The following is a 16,673-nucleotide window of genomic DNA, read 5'->3' as shown; positions in this document are numbered from 1 at the left end:
CTCCGGCACCGTCCTCATTCACCGCCTGCCATTATCGTTCTCGATAGTGATAACGTCTGCGGCGTGACGATGTCGATGGAGCGGTGGGCGGAGATCGCGCTGCACCCGGTGCGGATCCGCATCCTGCGCGCGGTCGCCGGTGCCCGGGTGACCACGCACGACCTGGTCGAGCTGCTGCCCGACGTCCCGCAGGCCACCCTCTACCGGCACCTGGCGACGCTCGTGAAGACCGGGATGCTCGACGTGGTGCAGGAGCGCAAGGTCCGCGGGGCCGTCGAGCGGGTGTACGCACTGCCCGCGCACGGCGCGGCGCTGGACCCCGCAGCACTGGCGACGGCGACGCCGGAGGACCACGCGCGCTACTTCACCGCGTTCGTGTCGAGTCTGCTGTCGGAGTTCTCCCGTTACCTCGCCCGGGAGTCCGTCGACTTCGTCGCCGACGGCGTCGGATACCAGCAGCTCGTCCTGCACCTGACCGACGCGGAACTGCACGAGTTCGCGGCCGGGCTCAACGCGCTGGTCGGCCCGTTGCTCGCCAGAGGGCCCGGCGGCGGACGGACCCCCCGGCTGCTGGCGACCGTCCTCATGCCCGCCGACCGCCCGGCGACCCCCGGCGACACGCACACGTCAGCGCACGACTCCGACACGACGAAGGGCGACGACTGATGGCATCGGTAACGCTTGACCGCGACGTGATCGACATCCGGTTCACCGGATGGGAACGAATGTGGGTCGGCCGGGAGCGGTTCACGCTGCGCCTGGCCGCCGTGCGGCACGCCGCCCCGGTGGACGAGCCGATCCGGCTGGCCCGTGGCGCCCGGCGCGGGTACGCGGTGTCCGGCTTCGCCAAGGTCGGCGTCTGGGGCATCTTCGGCGGTCCCCGGCAGCTCGTGGCGGCCCGGCGCGGTGAGCCCGGTCTGCACCTGGTGCTGGACCGCGCGGCGGCCGGCGGGGAGTTCGACGAGGTCGTCGTCTCCGACCCGGCCGCGTCGCGCCTCGCCGAAACGATCGGGCGTGCGTCGGGGAGCCGGCCATGACCGGCGACCGGCTGGCGATCGAGGCGTCGGGCCTGACCAAGCGCTACGGCGACGTCACCGCCGTCCGCGACCTGACGTTCACCGTACGACCCGGCGCGGTCACCGGCTTTCTCGGCCCGAACGGCGCCGGCAAGACCACCACGATGCGCATGCTGACCGGACTGGTGACGCCGACCAGCGGCGCCGCCACGATCGGCGGGCAGCCGTACGGCCGGCTGGCCCAGCCGTCGCGGACCGTCGGCGCGGTGTTCGACGGCAACGCGTTCCACCCCGGCCACACCGCCCGTGACCACCTGGGCGTCTACGCCGCGATGGCCGGCTGCCCGGACGGTCGCGTCGCGGAACTGCTGGATCTGCTGGGCCTCGCGCAGGCCGCCGACCGTCGTACCCGGGAATTCTCCACCGGCATGCGGCAGCGGCTCAGCCTCGCCACGGCGCTGCTCGGCGACCCCCGCGTCCTGCTGCTCGACGAACCGTCGAACGGCCTGGACCCGGAAGGCATGTCGTGGCTGCGCGGCCTGCTGCGCCGGCTCGCCGACGAGGGCCGCACCGTGCTCGTCTCCAGCCACGTCCTGCACGAGGTCCAGCAGGTGGTGGACGACGTGGTGGTGATCCGGCGCGGTGAACTCGTCGCCGCCGGGCCGTGGTCCCGGCTCACCGGCCCACCCACGGTGCTCGTCACCTCGCCGGACGCCACCGACCTGGCCGCCGCCCTGACGGCGGGCGCCGGGTCCGTCGAACCGGCCGGGCCCGGCCGACTGCGGGTACGCGGACTGGACGCGCCGCGCGTCGCCGACCTGGCCGCGGACCACCGGCTGCGGATCCACGAGCTGGTCACCGAGACCACGAGCCTCGAACAGCTCTTCCTCGACCTGACCACCGATACGGCGGAGGCCCGATGAACCTGGTCAGAGCGGAACTACGCCGGATCCTGGCCACCCGCATGTGTACCGGGCTGCTGCTCGCCGCCCTCGCGCTCGGCGGCGGCCTGGTCGGGCTCATGGCGCTCGTCGGACCGGAGAACTTCGACCCGCCGATGCCCGGCCTGCACACCGAGGAGGGCCTGCGGTCGATCCTCGGCATCCTCGGTTTCACCGCCTTCGTGCCGGCCGCCGCCGGGGCCCTCGCGGCCACGTCCGAGTACCGGCACGGCACCGCCGCCGTCACGTTCATGTTCGCGCCGCGCCGGGGACGGGTGCTCGCCGCCAAACTCGCCACCCACGCGATCGTCGGCCTCGGCTACGGGATCGCCCTGGCCGGCTCCGCCGCGGCGGCCCTGTTCACAGTCGCCGCCGCGCGTGGCGTGTCGCTGGGCCTGCCCGCTCCCACAGTGCTGGCGCTGCTCGCCCGCATCGGCGTCGCGATGGCGGTGTACCTGCTCGTCGGCACCGGCGTGGGCGCGCTGCTCCGCAACCAGGTCGCTGCCGTGTGCGTCGTGGTCGGCTACCTGTACCTGGCCGAGCCCGTACTGATGATGATCCCCGGCGTCAACGCGCTCTACCCGCTCCTGCCCGGCGGCGCCACCGCCGCACTCACCGACTTCACGTACGTCGCCGACGCGATGTCCGCGCAGCTCGGCAGCGACGCCGTCGCGCTCCTGCCACCGGCGGCCGGCGCGCTGCTGCTGACCGGGTACGCGATCGCCGCCGCCGCGATCGCCGTTGTCGTCCCGATGCGCCGCGACATCACCTGAGCGTCGCGAGCCGGACGATCTCCTCGGCGGTCAGCGGGCTGCGGGGGTGGTGGGTCAGGCACATCGGCGCCTGCATCTTGACGAACCGGGCACCCTCCACCGCGACGTAGAACTGGCCGGTACGCAGTTTGCCGATGTCCGGGACGTCGGTACCCTTCGCCCTGGCCACGTCCCGGGCCGCCTCGATCTGCACCGGCACGGTGAGCAGGCCGAAGAACTGCGTGGCGGCGTTGCCGGGGATCTGGTTGTGCAACGCCTTCGGCGCCTGGGTGGCGAAGACCAGCCCCAGCCCGTACTTGCGGGCCTGCGAGGTCAGCGCGAGCGTGCTCTGGGTGCAGGCGGTGACGGCGCCGGACGGAGCCAACGTCTGCGCCTCGTCCATGACGAAGAGTCCACCGAGTGGCCGGTCCCCGGCCGGATGACGCTTGATCCAGGTGAACAGGGCGAGTTGCAACTGGTTGACGAAGCTCTGCCGCTGATTCTCCTCGGGCAGGCCGGCGAGGTTGATCACCGAGACCCGGGCGCGGCGACCGGGTGGCGGGGTGAGCAGTTCGCCCGGGTCGACAGGGGTTCCGACGCCGCCCAGGAGCGGATCGTTGATCAGGGCGGCCTTGAGCAGCTGTGCCATGCCAGCGGCCAGTTTGGGCGCGCTTTCGAGCTGACTCACCCCGTCCGGTAGGTCGTTGAGGACGTCGGTGAACTCACGCAGGTCACTCGCGCCGCTGCGCGCGTAGCCGATCAGCGCCTCGCGCAGCACGGCCCGGCCGAGCCGGGCCTTGTCGGTGCCGCCGTCCACCCGGGCGTGCGGGGCGAGCGTGGCGACGGCGGCGTTGACGGCCGAGGTGAACCCGTCCGGGTCGTCGAGCACGTCGGCGAAGGCCGGCAGCGGCTGGAAGCTCAACGGCCGGCCGGCCTGCCGTCCCGGCGTCCAGACGACCACGTCGGTGCCGGCCAGGTATTCCGTCGCGCGGCGGGCGTCGTCGGCGCCCCAGCCCGGCGGCGGCGCCGGCCAGTCCTCACCGAGCCGGGCCAGGTCGTTGTTGGGGTCGAGCACGATGGCCGACACGCCGCGCAGGGCGCACTCCTCGACCAGGCGGCGGATCAGGACGGTCTTGCCGGAACCGGAGCCGGCGAAGATGACTGTGTGTCGACGCAGCGCCTCCAGGTCGATGCCGACCGGGTCGGGCCGTCCGGTGACAGTGCCGATCTCCATCCGCTCCGGGTCGATGCCCGCAACCGGCGGCAGGGGAGCGACCACCGGCGACACCGGGACGGGATCGGCAGAGCGCGGTGCGGCGGTGACCGGCGGTGGCTTCCCGACCGAGGGCCGGTCCGGCGCCTCCTTCGGTCCCTCTTCGGCCCGGACGGCTGCCGGCTCGCCCGGCCAGTCGCCCAGCGCCTCCCGCAGGCAGGTGATGTCGGACGCCGGCCGGCGATCGGCGAACCACGGCCGCAGCGTCTCCCGCCCGTAGTCCTGGATGAGTTGTTCGAGCGCGGCCAGCCGGGCGACGTCCGGCGCGTTCAGGGGAAGCCGCCGGCCGCCGGCCCGCTCGAACGCGTCAAGCACCTCGCGGGTACGGGCACCGGCCGACCACTCCGCGCTTCGCAGCAGGAAGAGCCGGCGTTTGGCGACCCCCTCGGTGAGCCCGGCGGTCGTGATCGCGTTGCGGATCCGGTTGAGCACGGCGATGTGGTGCGGCGCGGAGATCGCCCGGAACGACCAGTGCTCCTCGTCCTCGCTGTCCTCGCTCAGGCTGTGCCGTAGCCGGGCGTGCAGCGCCGGCTTGGTGCCGGCGGGGATCGGGTCGAGGCTGAACGCGTCGACGGCCGTGCCCTGCGCGGCGATCCACGCGGTCAGGCCGGCTTCGAGCAGGCGCGGGACGCGGGCGTCCTCCGACTGCGGGGACAGGGCGGAGGTGGTGTCGGCGGCGGCGACCAGCTCCGCATACCGGGCGTCGATCTTGCCGAATCCGTTCGTCCGGTCTTCCGGCGGCGGCCCGGTGACCGGGGCGTGGGCGAGTCCGTCGGCGGCGCGATCGCCGGTCGTGTGCAGCAGGTGCCGCAGTTCCCGCGCCTCACCGTCGGCCAGGCAGGCCCGGACGTGTGCGTCGATCCGTCGCAGCAGCTCACGGGGGGTGAAGCCGACTACTTCCTGGAACGCGTCCGGGTGGACCGGCCAGGTGGGGTGGGGCGGTGTGAACCCGAGGCCCTCGAAGAGCACCGCGAACCGCTTCTCGACCAGCTCGCGACCCACCTCGACGGACGGGATCTCCTTGAGCGGGGCGGCTTCCCGGAACCGGTCCTGGACGGTGTCCGTCGCCTGCTGCTGGATGCTGCGCCACGTCTGCGGCAGGCACGAGACGACGGACAGGGTCCGGCGAGTGGTCTCGCGCAGCGCCATCAGGCCGCTGGCGACCTGTTCGAGCAGGAGCGACGTCTGCCAGTCCGCCTCGCCCCGGGCGTCCTGGTTCGTGGCCTTCACGGACTGGGCGATCATCAGGTCGATCTGGTCCACCGCGATCACGGTCGGGCCGACGACGGCGAGCAGCCGGGAGATGTCCCGGACCACCTCCTGGGGAGCCCGTCGGTTGCGCCGCAGCCCCCACCCGGCCCGTTGGCCGGGCTCCTCCTCGTCCATCGAGGACAGGAAGTCGTAGCCGATGTCCTGCACCGCGGACTGCTCGGCCGCGTAGAGCACCAGGGCCCGCGCGGTGTCCTGGCACTCCGTGCCGATCTGGCGGTCCTTCTTGCGGATCAGGTCGGCGAACGCGTCGAGCGTCGACCGGCTGAGTTCGGTCTCGCCGGCGACCGCGCGCCGTACCGCCCGAGGCGCCCCCACCTCGTCGGCCAGCCGGCGCAGGAACGTCCGCAGCTGGGTCGTCTCGTCCGACATCGGCCGGACAAGGCCCTCCAGCATCGAGATCGCGGTGCGTTGCCAGAACGTCCGGGCCTCGAGCAGCTCGACCAGGAAGAAGAACCCGCCGCGTGCCTGCACCTGCTGGCGGACCGTGCCGATGAGGTGGGTCTTGCCGGTGCCGCGCTGGCCGAGGATGGCCACCCCCACCGGACTGGAGTCGGTGCTGGCCTGAGCCTCCGCGAAGCTGTCCAGGACCGTCGTGACGACGTCGTGGTGCAGGCCCTCCACGTGGAACGGCGTGGGTTTCCAGACGTCGTCCGGGGTCGGAGCCCAGTTGAACCTCAGCGCTGCGAGGGCACGGCGTTGCTCGTCACCGATCATGACGAGATGGCGACCAGATGCTTGTCCTGATTGCCGATGGTCACCGCCGCCGCCCGCTCCTGCGGCTTGAGGACCTTCTGGTTGGACTCGGGCACCAGGTGTACGCCACGCTCCCGATTGAGCGTCATGAGTGCGGCGTCGAACTCGGGGCGGGACAGGTCGATGAGAGCGCCGCGAAGGTCGGCCAGCATCACGTAGTCACCGGGCTTGGCGGCCAGCTCGTGGTACGCCTGCCGGATCAGCGCGACCGCGTCGACGGCTGGTGCCCCCGACGACGTCACCGGCGGCGCGACGACCTCGCTCCGGTTGATCTGCATCCGGAAGAGGTCGTCGGCGCGGGTCCCGGAGTGGTCGATCAGCCGGCGCAGGAAGTCGAGCGCCACGTAGAGCGTGCCGCCGGCGGTACCGGCACCCTTGGGTGGCTCCGCGCCCAGCTCCTCCGTGGCCCGATCCCATCCTCTGTCGGTGAGCGCCAGGGTGATGGGCTTCTCCGTAACCTCGATCAGGCCGAGTGACTGAAGTCGACGGCGGTGATCCGCCTTCAGCCCGATTCCGGCGACATTGGTGAAGTAGGTCTGCGGCAAAGGCGCCGCCTTCACCATCAGCGTGACAAGAATGCACCGGTCGACGAGGGTCAGTTCCTTTTCCGGCATGCGGATGCTCCTCTGCGGCACGAGCTCCCACCGCGTCGACGGTGTGATCGAAGGCTCGGAAGGGGTGGCCATGATCGAGGTGGGCAACGAGGGCTGGCCCCGGGCGCACGGGCCGATTCTGCCGACGGTGCCGGACTCGCGCAAGGTCACCGATCTCGCTGACGAAAGCCGACAGGGCCGCGTAGTGGATCTCCAACGGTCCTGCGTGGACGGCTCGATTGAAACGCCTGTTCGGCGGCTTCGGCGCGGTTCGCCGTCCCGACCATTGCGAAGTGACAAGGACAGCGGGCAGCATGGCAGACCGGTGAGAGGGCCGGAGTTCTGCTCCGCCGCGAGCCCTCCTGCCTGTTCTCCTGAAATACGTCACGGAGGTGACCGTGCAGTCTGAGGTGGTCCGCTACCAGGTCGATGACGAAACGGTTGCCTTGATCGAAGTCGAGCCGACGCCCGGTTTCCAGCCCGCCGGCTTCGGCGATGTCGCCGGCTGGGTACGCGAATCCGCGGCGCCGGCGGTCGCCGCCGCCCGGGAATTGCTGGAACAGGTCAAGACCGTTTCTCCAGACGCGGTGGAGGTGCGCTTCGGGATCAAGGCCACCGGCACGGCGAGCTGGGTGGTGGCGAAGGCGACCGGAGAGGCGAACTTCGAGGTCACGCTCGCCTGGCAGCCGGACGGCCCCACCGATCGCGGTGCCGGCCCACGGCGCTGACGGCCGGGTCGGCCCGTGACAGCGGCCCCGGACGAGAGCTCGTGGGCGGTTGCTCTGCACCGCGAGGCGGACCCGCACACGGCGCTCGGCACCGGCATCGTGATCGCCACCAACCTGGTGCTCACCTGCCACCACGTGGCGTTCGCCGCCGATGGCACCCTCCGCCCTGATCTCATGGTCGCCTTTCCACGCGCACCCAAGGTCGCCTACTTCGATCGGCGCAAGGTCCGGCAGTGCCGGCACGACGGCATGCGGGAGGCGTACGTCGATCTGGTCGTGCTCGAACTCGTCGAGCCGGTGCCGGCCACCGTCACCCCGGCGCGGCTGCGCTGCCTCGCCCCCGAGCCGCTGCTCGACCGTCCCTTCTGGGCGTACGGCTTCCCGACGGGAGTGGTCGGTGGCCTCCAGGCGACCGGTTCCGTCGTCGAGACCGGCGGGTACGGCCACGTCACCATCGACAGCGGAGCCTCCGGGCCGCTCAGCAAAGGGTTCAGCGGGGGCGCCCTGTGGTCCCCGGAGTACGAGGCGGTGGTCGGCGTCGTCGTCACGGCCGACGGCAAGGGCAAGGGTCAGGCGGTGACCCTGCACCACGCCGACGAACAGGTGCCGGCGATGACGTTGGGCGCGTTGTCGGCCTGGCGGGTCGAGGACGCCGACGACGCCGCCCTCTCGGCCTGGGGGTGGACGTTGAGCACCGACGGTGAGGCCGGCCGGCACTGGCTGCCCCGAGCGCGGGGCGTCGCCGTGGACACCGAGGGTGGCGCGCGGTTCCGGGGTCGTACGGCCGCGCTCCGGCGGATCGTCGACTTCATCGACGGGGAGGCGCCCGCCACCCGGCCGCTGATCGTCACGGGCTCACCCGGGGTCGGTAAGTCCGCCGTCCTGGGCCGTGTCGTGACCACGGCCGACCAGCAGATCCGGGCCGGCCTGCCGGGCGGCGACAACGCCGTGCGGGCCACTGTCGGCTCGGTGTCCTGCGCCGTGCACGCCAAGGGCAAGACCGCGCTCGAGGTGGCGGTCGAGATCGCACGGGCCGCCGCCGTCGACCTGCCCGGTGCGCCGGCTGACCTGATGCCGGCGGTGCGGGACCGGCTGGCGCGTCGTCCGGCTCGTTTCGCGCTCGTCATCGACGCGCTGGACGAGACGGCCGCCCCCGGTCAGGCGCGGCAGGTCATCGACGACGTCCTGCTACCGCTGGCCCGGGAGTGCGGCCGGTACGGCGTCCGGGTGGTCGTCGGCACCCGGCGCGGCGACGACCGGGGTGACCTGATCTCCTGCTTCGGTGATCCGGTCGAGCTGGTGGATCTGGACACGCCCGAGTACTTCGCCGAGGCCGATCTGATGAACTACGCCCTGGCGACCCTGCGGCTGCTGGGCGCGGAACGGCCGGGCAATCCGTACACCGACCCGGCGGCGGCCGCCCCGCTGGCCCGCCGCATCGCCGGGCTGGCGAAGGGGAACTTCCTGGTGGCCGGTCTCGTCGCCCGGGCACACGCGCTGCGCGACATCGAGCCGGTCGACCCGGCCTCGGTGTCGTTCACCGCGACAGTGGCCCATGCGCTCGACTCCTACCTGGCCGGGCTGCCGGCTGCCGGCTCGGCCTCCGCCCGGCTCGCCCTCACCGCCCTGGCGTACGCCGAGACGCCGGGTCTGCCGCTGTCGCTCTGGCGAATCGCGGTGACCGCGCTCGGCGGTACGGTCACCGAGGACGAACTCCTCGCGTTCGCCCGTACGTCGGCGGCGAACTTCCTGGTCGAGACCGGCGGCGGTAGCCAGCCCGCGTACCGCCTGTTCCACCAGGCCCTCAACGACGCGTTGCTGGCCGGGGCATCCCGGCGGGACGACCAGCGACGGCTCGTCGCGGCCTGGACGGACCTGGCGGCTGAGGTGGGATGGGCCTCGGTGCCCGACTACCTACGGCGCTCCCTGCCGCAGCACGCCTCCCGCGCCGGGCTCGTGGAACGGCTCCTCGCCGACGAGGACTACCTCCTGCACGCGCACCTGGAGCGGTTGCTCTCGGTCGTCGACATGGAGAGACCGTTGGAACCGTTGTCCCGATCACGGGTACGGCTGCTGCGCCGCACGCCGCTCGCGGTCGCGGCGGCGCCGGCCGAGCGCGCCGCCCTCTTCTCGGTGGTCGACCGACTCGACGGGCTGGGCAGCGGGATCGAGGCCGACGCCGCGCCGTACCGCGCGCGCTGGGCGCACACCCCGCCCCGGCAGGAGCGCAGTGTGCTGGACGGGCATTCGCAGGCCGTCTACGACGTGGCAGCCGTCGAGCTGGACGATCGGTGGTTGCTCGCCTCCGCCGGTGACGACGGCACGGTCCGGCTCTGGGATCCGTTGACCAACCAGGCCGTGGCGGTCTTCACCTGTCACGGCGACACGATCCGCGGGTTGTGCGCCGTCCGTACCGGCGCCGGCGAGACGCTGATCGCCACCGCAAGTCACGACGGGACTGTCGGCCTGTGGGATCCGCGAACCGGTCAGCGCCGGCACGAACTGCGCGGGCACGACGACTGGGTCCGCAACATCTGCGTCATCCCGTTGCCGGACGGCGACCTGCTCGCCTCGGCCGGCGACGATCGGACGGTTCGGATCTGGGATCCGGTGACCGGGACGCAGCGCTACGCGCTGACCGGCCACTCGGGCTGGGTGACCGCTGTGACGTACGTTCCGGCGGGCGGCCGGCACCTGCTCGCCTCCACCGGTTTCGACGGCGTGGTCCGGGTCTGGGAGCCGACATGTGACACGCGCCCGGCGCTGACTCTCACCGGACACGTCGGCTGGGTGACCACCCTCTACGCCGTCCGTGCGCCTGGCGGCACGTTGCTCGCCTCGGCCGGCTACGACGGTACGGTCCGGCTCTGGGATCCGCAGAGCGGCGAATGCGTCCACATCCTCGCCACCGGCGGACCTGTCACGGATCTCTGCACGGTCGAGGTCGACGAGGGCTGTCTGCTCGTGTCGACAGGTGAGGACGGGCTCATCCGGATCTGGGACGTTTCGACCTGGACCATTCGGCCGAGCCTGCGGGGACATGCGAGCTGGATCCGCGCGGTCTGCGAGCTGCGTACGGCGAAGGACCGGATGCTGGCGACGGCGGGTGACGACGGCACTGTGCGGCTGTGGGATCCGGCGGGCGGCCGACCGGACACGGTCGCCGAGCGGGACCGGCTCGGGCCCGTGCACAGCCTCTGCGCGGTCCCCGGCGAGCGGCCGGGTCTCGTCGCCTCCGGCGGCGCCGACGGGCGCGTGGGCGTCTGGGACGCCGCCACCGGCGAGCGGTTGCGGGAGATTCCGACACCCGGCGGGCCGGTCAACGCGATGTGCGCGGTCGCCGACGTCGAGGAGCCATTGCTCGTCACCGCGCAGGACGACAACACGGTCGGGACGTGGAGTGTGCGGCACGGCGCGCAGATGGGGTCGATGACCGAGCACCACGCCCCGGTGGCGGCGGTCTGTCCGATCGTCATCGGCGGTGAGACGCTCGTCGCGTCGGCCGGCGACGACCAGGCCATCCGGCTCTGGCACCCGCAGACCGGCGCCGTGCGGGCGGTCCTGCTCGGGCACGTCACCCGTGCCTGGGTGACCGCCCTCGCGACGGTCCGGTGGCCCAGTGTGGAGGCGCTCGCCTCGGCCGACAAGAGCGGCACGGTGATGCTGTGGGGCGGTGGTGACACACCGGTCTGGACCCGGCAGGGACACCAGGACGCGGTCACCGCGCTCTGCGGGCTCGTCGTTGCGGGTCGCCGGATGCTGGCGTCGGCCAGCGCCGACCACACGATCCGTGTGTGGGACGCCGAGTGGGGCCAGCCCGTGGGCGTGTTCACCGGCCACACGGCCGCCGTCACCGGGCTGAGCCTGGTGCGCGTCGGCGGACGGGATCTGCTCGCCTCGACCAGCCGGGACCGGACGGTACGGATCTGGGATCCGTCCACCGGCCGGGTGTTGCATACCATCCCCGTCTACCACCCGGCGCTCACCTGCTGCACGGTCGGCGGAACGTTGCTCGTCGGCCTGGACCAGGGCTTGCTGGCGTTGGACGTCGGCGGCCGGAGCGACGTGCCACCCGAAGCCGCGGACCGTGCGGTCGCTCGGGTGGCGGTGCGCTGCTGATCAGGGGCGCAGCACGTAGCGTCCGCGTACCCCGCCCTCGGCCACCGCCCGGTGCGCGTCCGCCACCCGGTCCAGCGGCAGGACCGTGTGCACCCGGGCCGGCAGCTCACCGGCTGCGGTGCGGGCGAGCAGGTCGGCGAGGCGTACCCCGTCGGGGCGCACGTCGACCGCGCGCACCGTGACACCGCGCTCGGCGGCCGGGTGGGCGTTCGGCCGCACGCCGACGAACACGCCGCCGTCGCCTACCAGCGCGAGCCCCTGGTCCTGCCATCCGGCGGCGTCGGCGACAGCGTCCCAGCCCGGCTCGGCCGCCATGATGAAGTCCGCACCGAGTCCGCGGACGAACTTCTCGTCCCCGGCCCGCGCCAGGCCGGTCACCCGCCATCCCCGGTCCCGGGCGAGCGGCACGACGTAGCCGCCCACCGCGCCGGCCGCGCCGGTGACGAGCAGCCGGCCGTCGGCGGGAGGGTCGCCGAGCAGGTCGACGATCTGCGCCGCGGTCTGGCCGTTGAGCGGCACTGTCGCCGCCGCCACCAGATCCAGATCATCGGGTACGACGGCGACGTCGGCCGCGGCTACGACGAGCTGCTCGGCGTACGTGCCGAAGTCGCGGTCGAACCCGCCGACCAGCCCGGCGACCCGGGTGCCCACGGCGAGGTCGACGCCCGGCCCGGCCGCGGCGACGACACCGGCGAAGTCCCAGCCCAGGCCGGTGTGGTGCGGCTGGTGGATGAGCCCCAGCGAGTGGAAGAAACCGCCGACGACCCCGAGGTCGGCCGGGTTGACCGGTGCCGCCGCGACGTCCACCCGGACCTCGCCGGGCCCCGGCTCGCGCTCCGGAACGTCGATGATCTCGATCGTGTCCCGTCCGCCCGGAGCGCGGACGACGGCGGCGCGGAAGGTACGCGTACCCATGATGGTGTCTCCTTGTTCTTGAGGAATGCCCTGCTCCACGATGGAGGGGTAACTTTCTTTCGGGAAGTACGCACTTCGGAGTGCGTTGGGTACCCCCGGGTAGGAGGAGGTGCGGACGATGCCGACGCAGACGGCGGCGGAGAAGCGGGCGCAGGCGCGTGAGGAGTACGACGCGTTCCTCGCCGGCTGCCCGAGCCGGCAACTCCTGGACCGGATCTCCGACAAGTGGGTGGCGCTGATCCTGGCCGCGCTCGGCCGCGACGGCCCGGACCGCAACGCGGAGCCGCAGGTCATGCGCTACTCCGAGCTGTCCCGGCGGCTGGCCGGGGTCAGCCAGAAGATGCTCACCCAGACGTTGCGGTCCCTGGAACGCGACGGCCTGGTCACCCGCACCGTGACGCCGAGCGTGCCGGTCACAGTCACCTACGAGCTGACCGACCTCGGTCAGTCGCTGCACCGGCTGATGTACGGCATGAAGCTGTGGGCCGAGGCGCACATGGACGAGGTGCACGCCAACCGCGAGCGGTACGACGCCGCCGATCGCTGACCGGCCGGGCCGGGAATCTCCGAAACTTTCGGTCCGCGTCCCGGTTCTCGTTGCGCTTCGCTCTCATGGCCATGCATGGACTCCCGCGCTGATCAGCCGGTCGAGTCCATGTTCGCGTTGACATCGACATTGACCGATCATGCCGTCGCGGATATCTTCCCAGGGAAGTTACCGGTACATCTTCGAAAAGTTTCAGGGCAGTGACGCGGGAAGTGGGCGCACCGCCGGCTCTCATCCGCGTCCAGCCGGGCATCGCCAGCGCATCATCGTCCGATATGCAGAGGAGTGTCATGAAACATCTACCGAGGCGCAGTCACCGTGTGGTGCTGGCCGCCGTCACCAGCGCGCTGGCACTGGCCGGTGCCGCGCTCGTGGTGCCCAGCCTGGCCCAGGCGGCGGCGAGCACGCTCGGCGCCGCCGCGGCACAGTCGGGACGGTACTTCGGCACCGCCATCGCGGCGAGCCGGCTCGGCGACTCCACCTACAGCACCATCGCGGCCCGTGAGTTCAACATGATCACGGCCGAGAACGAGATGAAGCCGGACGCGCTCCAGCCCAACCAGGGCCAGTTCAACTTCTCCTCCGGCGACCAGATCTACAACTGGGCGACTCAGCGTGGCCTCCAGGTCCGCGGCCACACGCTGGCGTGGCACGCCCAGCAGCCGGCCTGGATGCAGCGCCTGAGTGGCAGCTCGCTGCGCACCGCCATGATCAACCACATCAACGGCGTGATGGCCCACTACCGGGGCAAGCTGGCCGCGTGGGACGTGGTGAACGAGGCGTTCAACGAGGACGGCAGTCGCCGCCAGTCGAACCTTCAGGGCACCGGTAACGACTGGATCGAGGTGGCGTTCCGTACCGCTCGGGCGGCGGATCCGTCGGTGAAGCTCTGCTACAACGACTACAACATCGAGAACTGGTCGTACGGCAAGACGCAGGGCGTCTACAACATGATCCGGGACTTCAAGTCCCGCGGTGTGCCGATCGACTGCGTCGGGTTGCAGACCCACTTCACCGGCGGCAGCTCGCTGCCGGGCAACTTCCAGACCACGCTGTCCAGCTTCGCCGCCCTCGGCGTCGACGTGGCGCTGACCGAGGTCGACGTCACCAACTCGTCGACCAGCCAGTACGCGGGTCTGACGCAGGCGTGTCTGAACGTGCCGCGCTGCATCGGCATCACCGTCTGGGGCGTCCGCGACAGCGACTCGTGGCGTTCCAACGAGAACCCGCTGCTGTTCGACGGCGGAGGCAACAAGAAGGCCGCGTACAACTCGGTCCTCAACGCCCTCAACGCCGCGACGCCCAACCCCACGCCGACCGGGACCGCGTCGCCGACCGCCGGGCCGACCCCGACCGCCGGGCCGACCACGCCGCCGCCGACCAACGGCGCGAGCCGGATCGTCGGCAACCAGTCCGGCCGGTGCATCGACGTACCCAACTCTTCGCAGAGCAACGGCACTCGGGTGCAGCTCTACGACTGCCACGGCCTGACCAACCAGCGGTGGACGTACACCTCCAGCCGGCAGCTGACCGTGTACGGCTCGATGTGCCTGGACGCCGCTGGCTCCGGCAACGGCTCCGCCGTCCAGATCTACAGCTGCAACGGGCAGACGAACCAGCAGTGGAACGTCAACTCCAACGGCACCATCACCGGAGTCCAGTCCGGCCGCTGCCTCGACGTCTGGGGCACCGGCAACGGCCAGCAGGTGCAGATCTACGACTGCAACGGCCAGGCCAACCAGCGGTTCCAGCTCGTCGCGACGAGCTGACCCACTTCCGGAAGGCGCGCGACGGACGGGCCCGATGTGAACGCGAACACCGGGCCCGTCCGTCGTGTCTCTGCGATCGCGACCCGAGTCCACGCAGGATGAGAACTAGGCTGGATCGAATTGTGTGAGACAGCCGGCGCGCGGGGGGAGCGGAGACGGCAATGATGATCGTGATCTTCGACGCCGACCGGGAGTGGTACATCCAGGGCCGCGTCTACGCGGACATCGTCAGGGCGGTGCCCGCCGGGATGCTTCAGGACGACGACCTGGACATGTATCTGTGGCCCGCCCGGTCGATGAGCCTGCTGAGGCTGCCGCGCCTGGAACCGGACCGAGCCGAGCGAATCGCCGCCGCGCTCACCGAGGGTGTGGCCCGCTGCCTACAAACGATCGACCCGAGCGACACCGAGCTCGTCGAGTTCTACGAAGGTCTGCTGGATGTCGCCGCTCGGCACGGCTGATCCGTACCTGTCAGGGGACGAGCAACTCGGTGCGGTACTCGGCCGCCAGCGCGCGAGGCCCTTCGTCACGGATGGGGCAGGTGCGCGGCGTCCGGCCGTACCCCTGTGGTTTCGGTGGGACCGTCATGCCGGTCGGCGGGCGACCACCGCCAGGGCCATGCCGAAGAACCTCAACGGCGATCGCTCGACCGCGTCGGTCACCGGCCGGATACGACGCCCGAAATGGGACCGGTCGAACGGCGGCATGATGTAGTCCACCGCTACCGGCTCCAGCCCGGCCCGCCGGAGCTGCGCGGACAAGCCACGGGCGGTGAAGCAACGGGCATCGGCCAGCCGCCGGTGCAGCGGCACGATCCACGGCAGGAACGGACCCCGCGCTGGCCGGTAACGCTTACCGCGGATCAGGAACCCGTGCGTCTCGAACGGAAACCACCGGTTGGGCGTCGTCAGCGCGAAGCAGCCGCCGGGCACGAGCACGCGACGGACCTGCCGCAGGGCGGCATCGAGGTCGTCGATGTGCTCCACCACCTCGATGGCGGTGACCAGGTCGAAGCTCTCGTCCGGGTAGTCCAGCTCGGTAGCCGACAACTCCCGCACGTTGATCTTCTGGGCCGCCGCCGGATCGCCGGCCAGCCGCTCCCGGAACAGCTCCAGCCGATCCTGCTGGATGTCCACGGCCTCGATCTGCTCGAACGCGCCGACCAGCCGCATCGTGTACGTGCCGTCCCCGCAGCCGATCTCCAGTAATCGCCGGCCGGTCAGCGATGTGTGCCGGCTCAATGTGCCCAGCCTCTTCGCCACCCCACGCTCGCCGAACGCGCTGCCGTGCCCCAGTCCCAGGTTGCGACTCGTATTCGCCATAGCCGCTGACCTTAGGCCTAACGAGCGTTTATGTGGGGGCACCGTTTTCGATGCGACGACCGCTGAGGGCGGTCGATGGTCGACCGGGTGACGAAGCTCGGCCGGCTTCCGGCGTGGCCTCGCGGAGACAGGCGCTCATCCGGGCTGCCGGCGTTCGTCTCGGTCGGGTAGTCCATCTTCGTCGCGCGAGTCTGCGCCGGGGCCGGGTAGTAGGTCGATGTCCGTGGCGTGCATGGGTTGTCCGCACGCCGAGCACCGCAGTTCCACCTGGCTGGTCCGGCCGCAGGCGTGGTGGCGGTAGAGCACCGGCGGGCCGGCTTCGCCCGCCGTCCACCGGTCGCCCCACCGCACCATGACCAGGAGCAGATCGCACAGTTCCATGCCCTTGTCGGTGAGCAGGTATTCGTGGCGGACCGGCCGGGTGGAGTACTCACGCCGGGTCAGCACGCCCTGGGTGACCAGCCAGTTCAGGCGCTCGGCGAGCACCTTGCGGGACACGCCGAGGCCCCGCTGGAGTTGCTCGAAGCGGTGTGTGCCGGCGTAGACGTCGCGCAGGATCAGCGGCGACCACGGTTCACCGATGACGTCGAGGGTGCGGGCGATCGAGCACGCCATCGCGCCGAACTGCGTTCGCTGCATGGCCCCACGATACTCATGATGGTTCCTTCAGGGA

Annotated in this window: 14 protein-coding genes; 9 read left to right on the top strand and 5 right to left on the bottom strand. The window is 71.5% G+C overall.

Going from position 1 to position 16,673, the window contains the following annotated elements:
* Positions 1 to 69: 69 nt before the first annotated feature.
* Genes BFV98_RS18130 through BFV98_RS18115 form a run of 4 tightly spaced genes read left to right on the top strand, consistent with a single transcriptional unit; the run spans position 70 to position 2,730 of the window.
* Complete coding sequence (locus tag BFV98_RS18130; RefSeq protein WP_047892886.1) at positions 70 to 666, top strand: helix-turn-helix domain-containing protein; 597 nt, start codon at positions 70 to 72, stop codon at positions 664 to 666.
* Positions 666 to 1,037, top strand: coding sequence for a hypothetical protein (locus tag BFV98_RS18125; RefSeq protein WP_071097172.1), 372 nt, complete (start codon positions 666 to 668; stop codon positions 1,035 to 1,037). The genes BFV98_RS18130 and BFV98_RS18125 overlap by 1 nt, the downstream gene beginning before the upstream one ends.
* A complete protein-coding gene (locus tag BFV98_RS18120) occupies positions 1,034 to 1,939 on the top strand; it encodes an ABC transporter ATP-binding protein (RefSeq protein ID WP_013283481.1) in 906 nt (301 codons plus the stop codon). The genes BFV98_RS18125 and BFV98_RS18120 overlap by 4 nt, the downstream gene beginning before the upstream one ends.
* Positions 1,936 to 2,730 carry an ABC transporter permease gene (locus BFV98_RS18115; protein WP_071097170.1) on the top strand — a complete coding sequence of 265 codons (795 nt, stop codon included), beginning with the start codon at positions 1,936 to 1,938 and terminating at the stop codon, positions 2,728 to 2,730. Before BFV98_RS18120 ends, BFV98_RS18115 begins: the two co-directional genes overlap by 4 nt.
* On the opposite strand, the gene BFV98_RS18110 is transcribed toward BFV98_RS18115, so the two are convergent.
* Together BFV98_RS18110 and BFV98_RS18105 are read right to left on the bottom strand one after the other, a co-directional pair.
* A complete protein-coding gene (locus tag BFV98_RS18110; RefSeq protein WP_071097169.1) occupies positions 2,723 to 5,968 on the bottom strand; it encodes a helicase HerA domain-containing protein in 3,246 nt (1,081 codons plus the stop codon). The genes BFV98_RS18115 and BFV98_RS18110 overlap by 8 nt on opposite strands.
* Positions 5,965 to 6,771, bottom strand: coding sequence for a hypothetical protein (locus BFV98_RS18105; RefSeq protein WP_255368153.1), 807 nt, complete (start codon positions 6,769 to 6,771; stop codon positions 5,965 to 5,967). Before BFV98_RS18105 ends, BFV98_RS18110 begins: the two co-directional genes overlap by 4 nt.
* A 227-nt stretch (positions 6,772 to 6,998) precedes the next feature.
* Here BFV98_RS18105 and BFV98_RS18100 point away from each other — a divergent pair, with 227 nt between their 5' ends.
* Entirely contained in the window at positions 6,999 to 7,328 is a 330-nt protein-coding gene (locus tag BFV98_RS18100) for a CU044_2847 family protein (protein WP_013283485.1), read from the top strand.
* A gap of 15 nt (positions 7,329 to 7,343) precedes the next feature.
* Positions 7,344 to 11,447, top strand: a complete 4,104-nt coding sequence (locus BFV98_RS18095; protein ID WP_071097165.1) for a trypsin-like peptidase domain-containing protein — start codon at positions 7,344 to 7,346, stop codon at positions 11,445 to 11,447.
* Here BFV98_RS18095 and BFV98_RS18090 read toward each other — a convergent pair whose 3' ends face one another.
* Positions 11,448 to 12,362 (bottom strand): NADP-dependent oxidoreductase, encoded by a 915-nt coding sequence (locus BFV98_RS18090; protein ID WP_071097163.1) that lies wholly within the window; start codon positions 12,360 to 12,362, stop codon positions 11,448 to 11,450.
* 118 nt (positions 12,363 to 12,480) lie between these two features.
* Between BFV98_RS18090 and BFV98_RS18085 the strand changes: the two genes are divergently transcribed.
* The 3 genes from BFV98_RS18085 to BFV98_RS18075 all read left to right on the top strand — a co-directional run bounded on the left by BFV98_RS18085 (position 12,481) and on the right by BFV98_RS18075 (position 15,139).
* Entirely contained in the window at positions 12,481 to 12,909 is a 429-nt protein-coding gene (locus BFV98_RS18085; RefSeq protein WP_013283488.1) for a helix-turn-helix domain-containing protein, read from the top strand.
* Between the two features lie 290 nt (positions 12,910 to 13,199).
* The gene (locus tag BFV98_RS18080) at positions 13,200 to 14,678 is read left to right on the top strand and encodes an endo-1,4-beta-xylanase (RefSeq protein WP_071097161.1); all 1,479 of its coding nucleotides are present in this window, start codon (positions 13,200 to 13,202) and stop codon (positions 14,676 to 14,678) included.
* A gap of 164 nt (positions 14,679 to 14,842) precedes the next feature.
* A complete protein-coding gene (locus BFV98_RS18075; protein ID WP_255368354.1) occupies positions 14,843 to 15,139 on the top strand; it encodes a hypothetical protein in 297 nt (98 codons plus the stop codon).
* A 123-nt stretch (positions 15,140 to 15,262) separates the two neighbouring features.
* Here BFV98_RS18075 and BFV98_RS18070 read toward each other — a convergent pair whose 3' ends face one another.
* Together BFV98_RS18070 and BFV98_RS18065 are read right to left on the bottom strand one after the other, a co-directional pair.
* A complete protein-coding gene (locus BFV98_RS18070) occupies positions 15,263 to 16,000 on the bottom strand; it encodes a bifunctional 2-polyprenyl-6-hydroxyphenol methylase/3-demethylubiquinol 3-O-methyltransferase UbiG (RefSeq protein WP_071097158.1) in 738 nt (245 codons plus the stop codon).
* Positions 16,001 to 16,135: 135 nt separating this feature from the next.
* Positions 16,136 to 16,639 carry a helix-turn-helix domain-containing protein gene (locus BFV98_RS18065; protein WP_013473486.1) on the bottom strand — a complete coding sequence of 168 codons (504 nt, stop codon included), beginning with the start codon at positions 16,637 to 16,639 and terminating at the stop codon, positions 16,136 to 16,138.
* Positions 16,640 to 16,673 lie beyond the last annotated feature (34 nt).

This window comes from Micromonospora sp. WMMB235 (genome assembly GCF_001855515.1).
Taxonomy (GTDB): Bacteria; Actinomycetota; Actinomycetes; order Mycobacteriales; family Micromonosporaceae; genus Micromonospora; species Micromonospora aurantiaca.
This window is presented reverse-complemented; position numbering and strand designations above follow the sequence as displayed.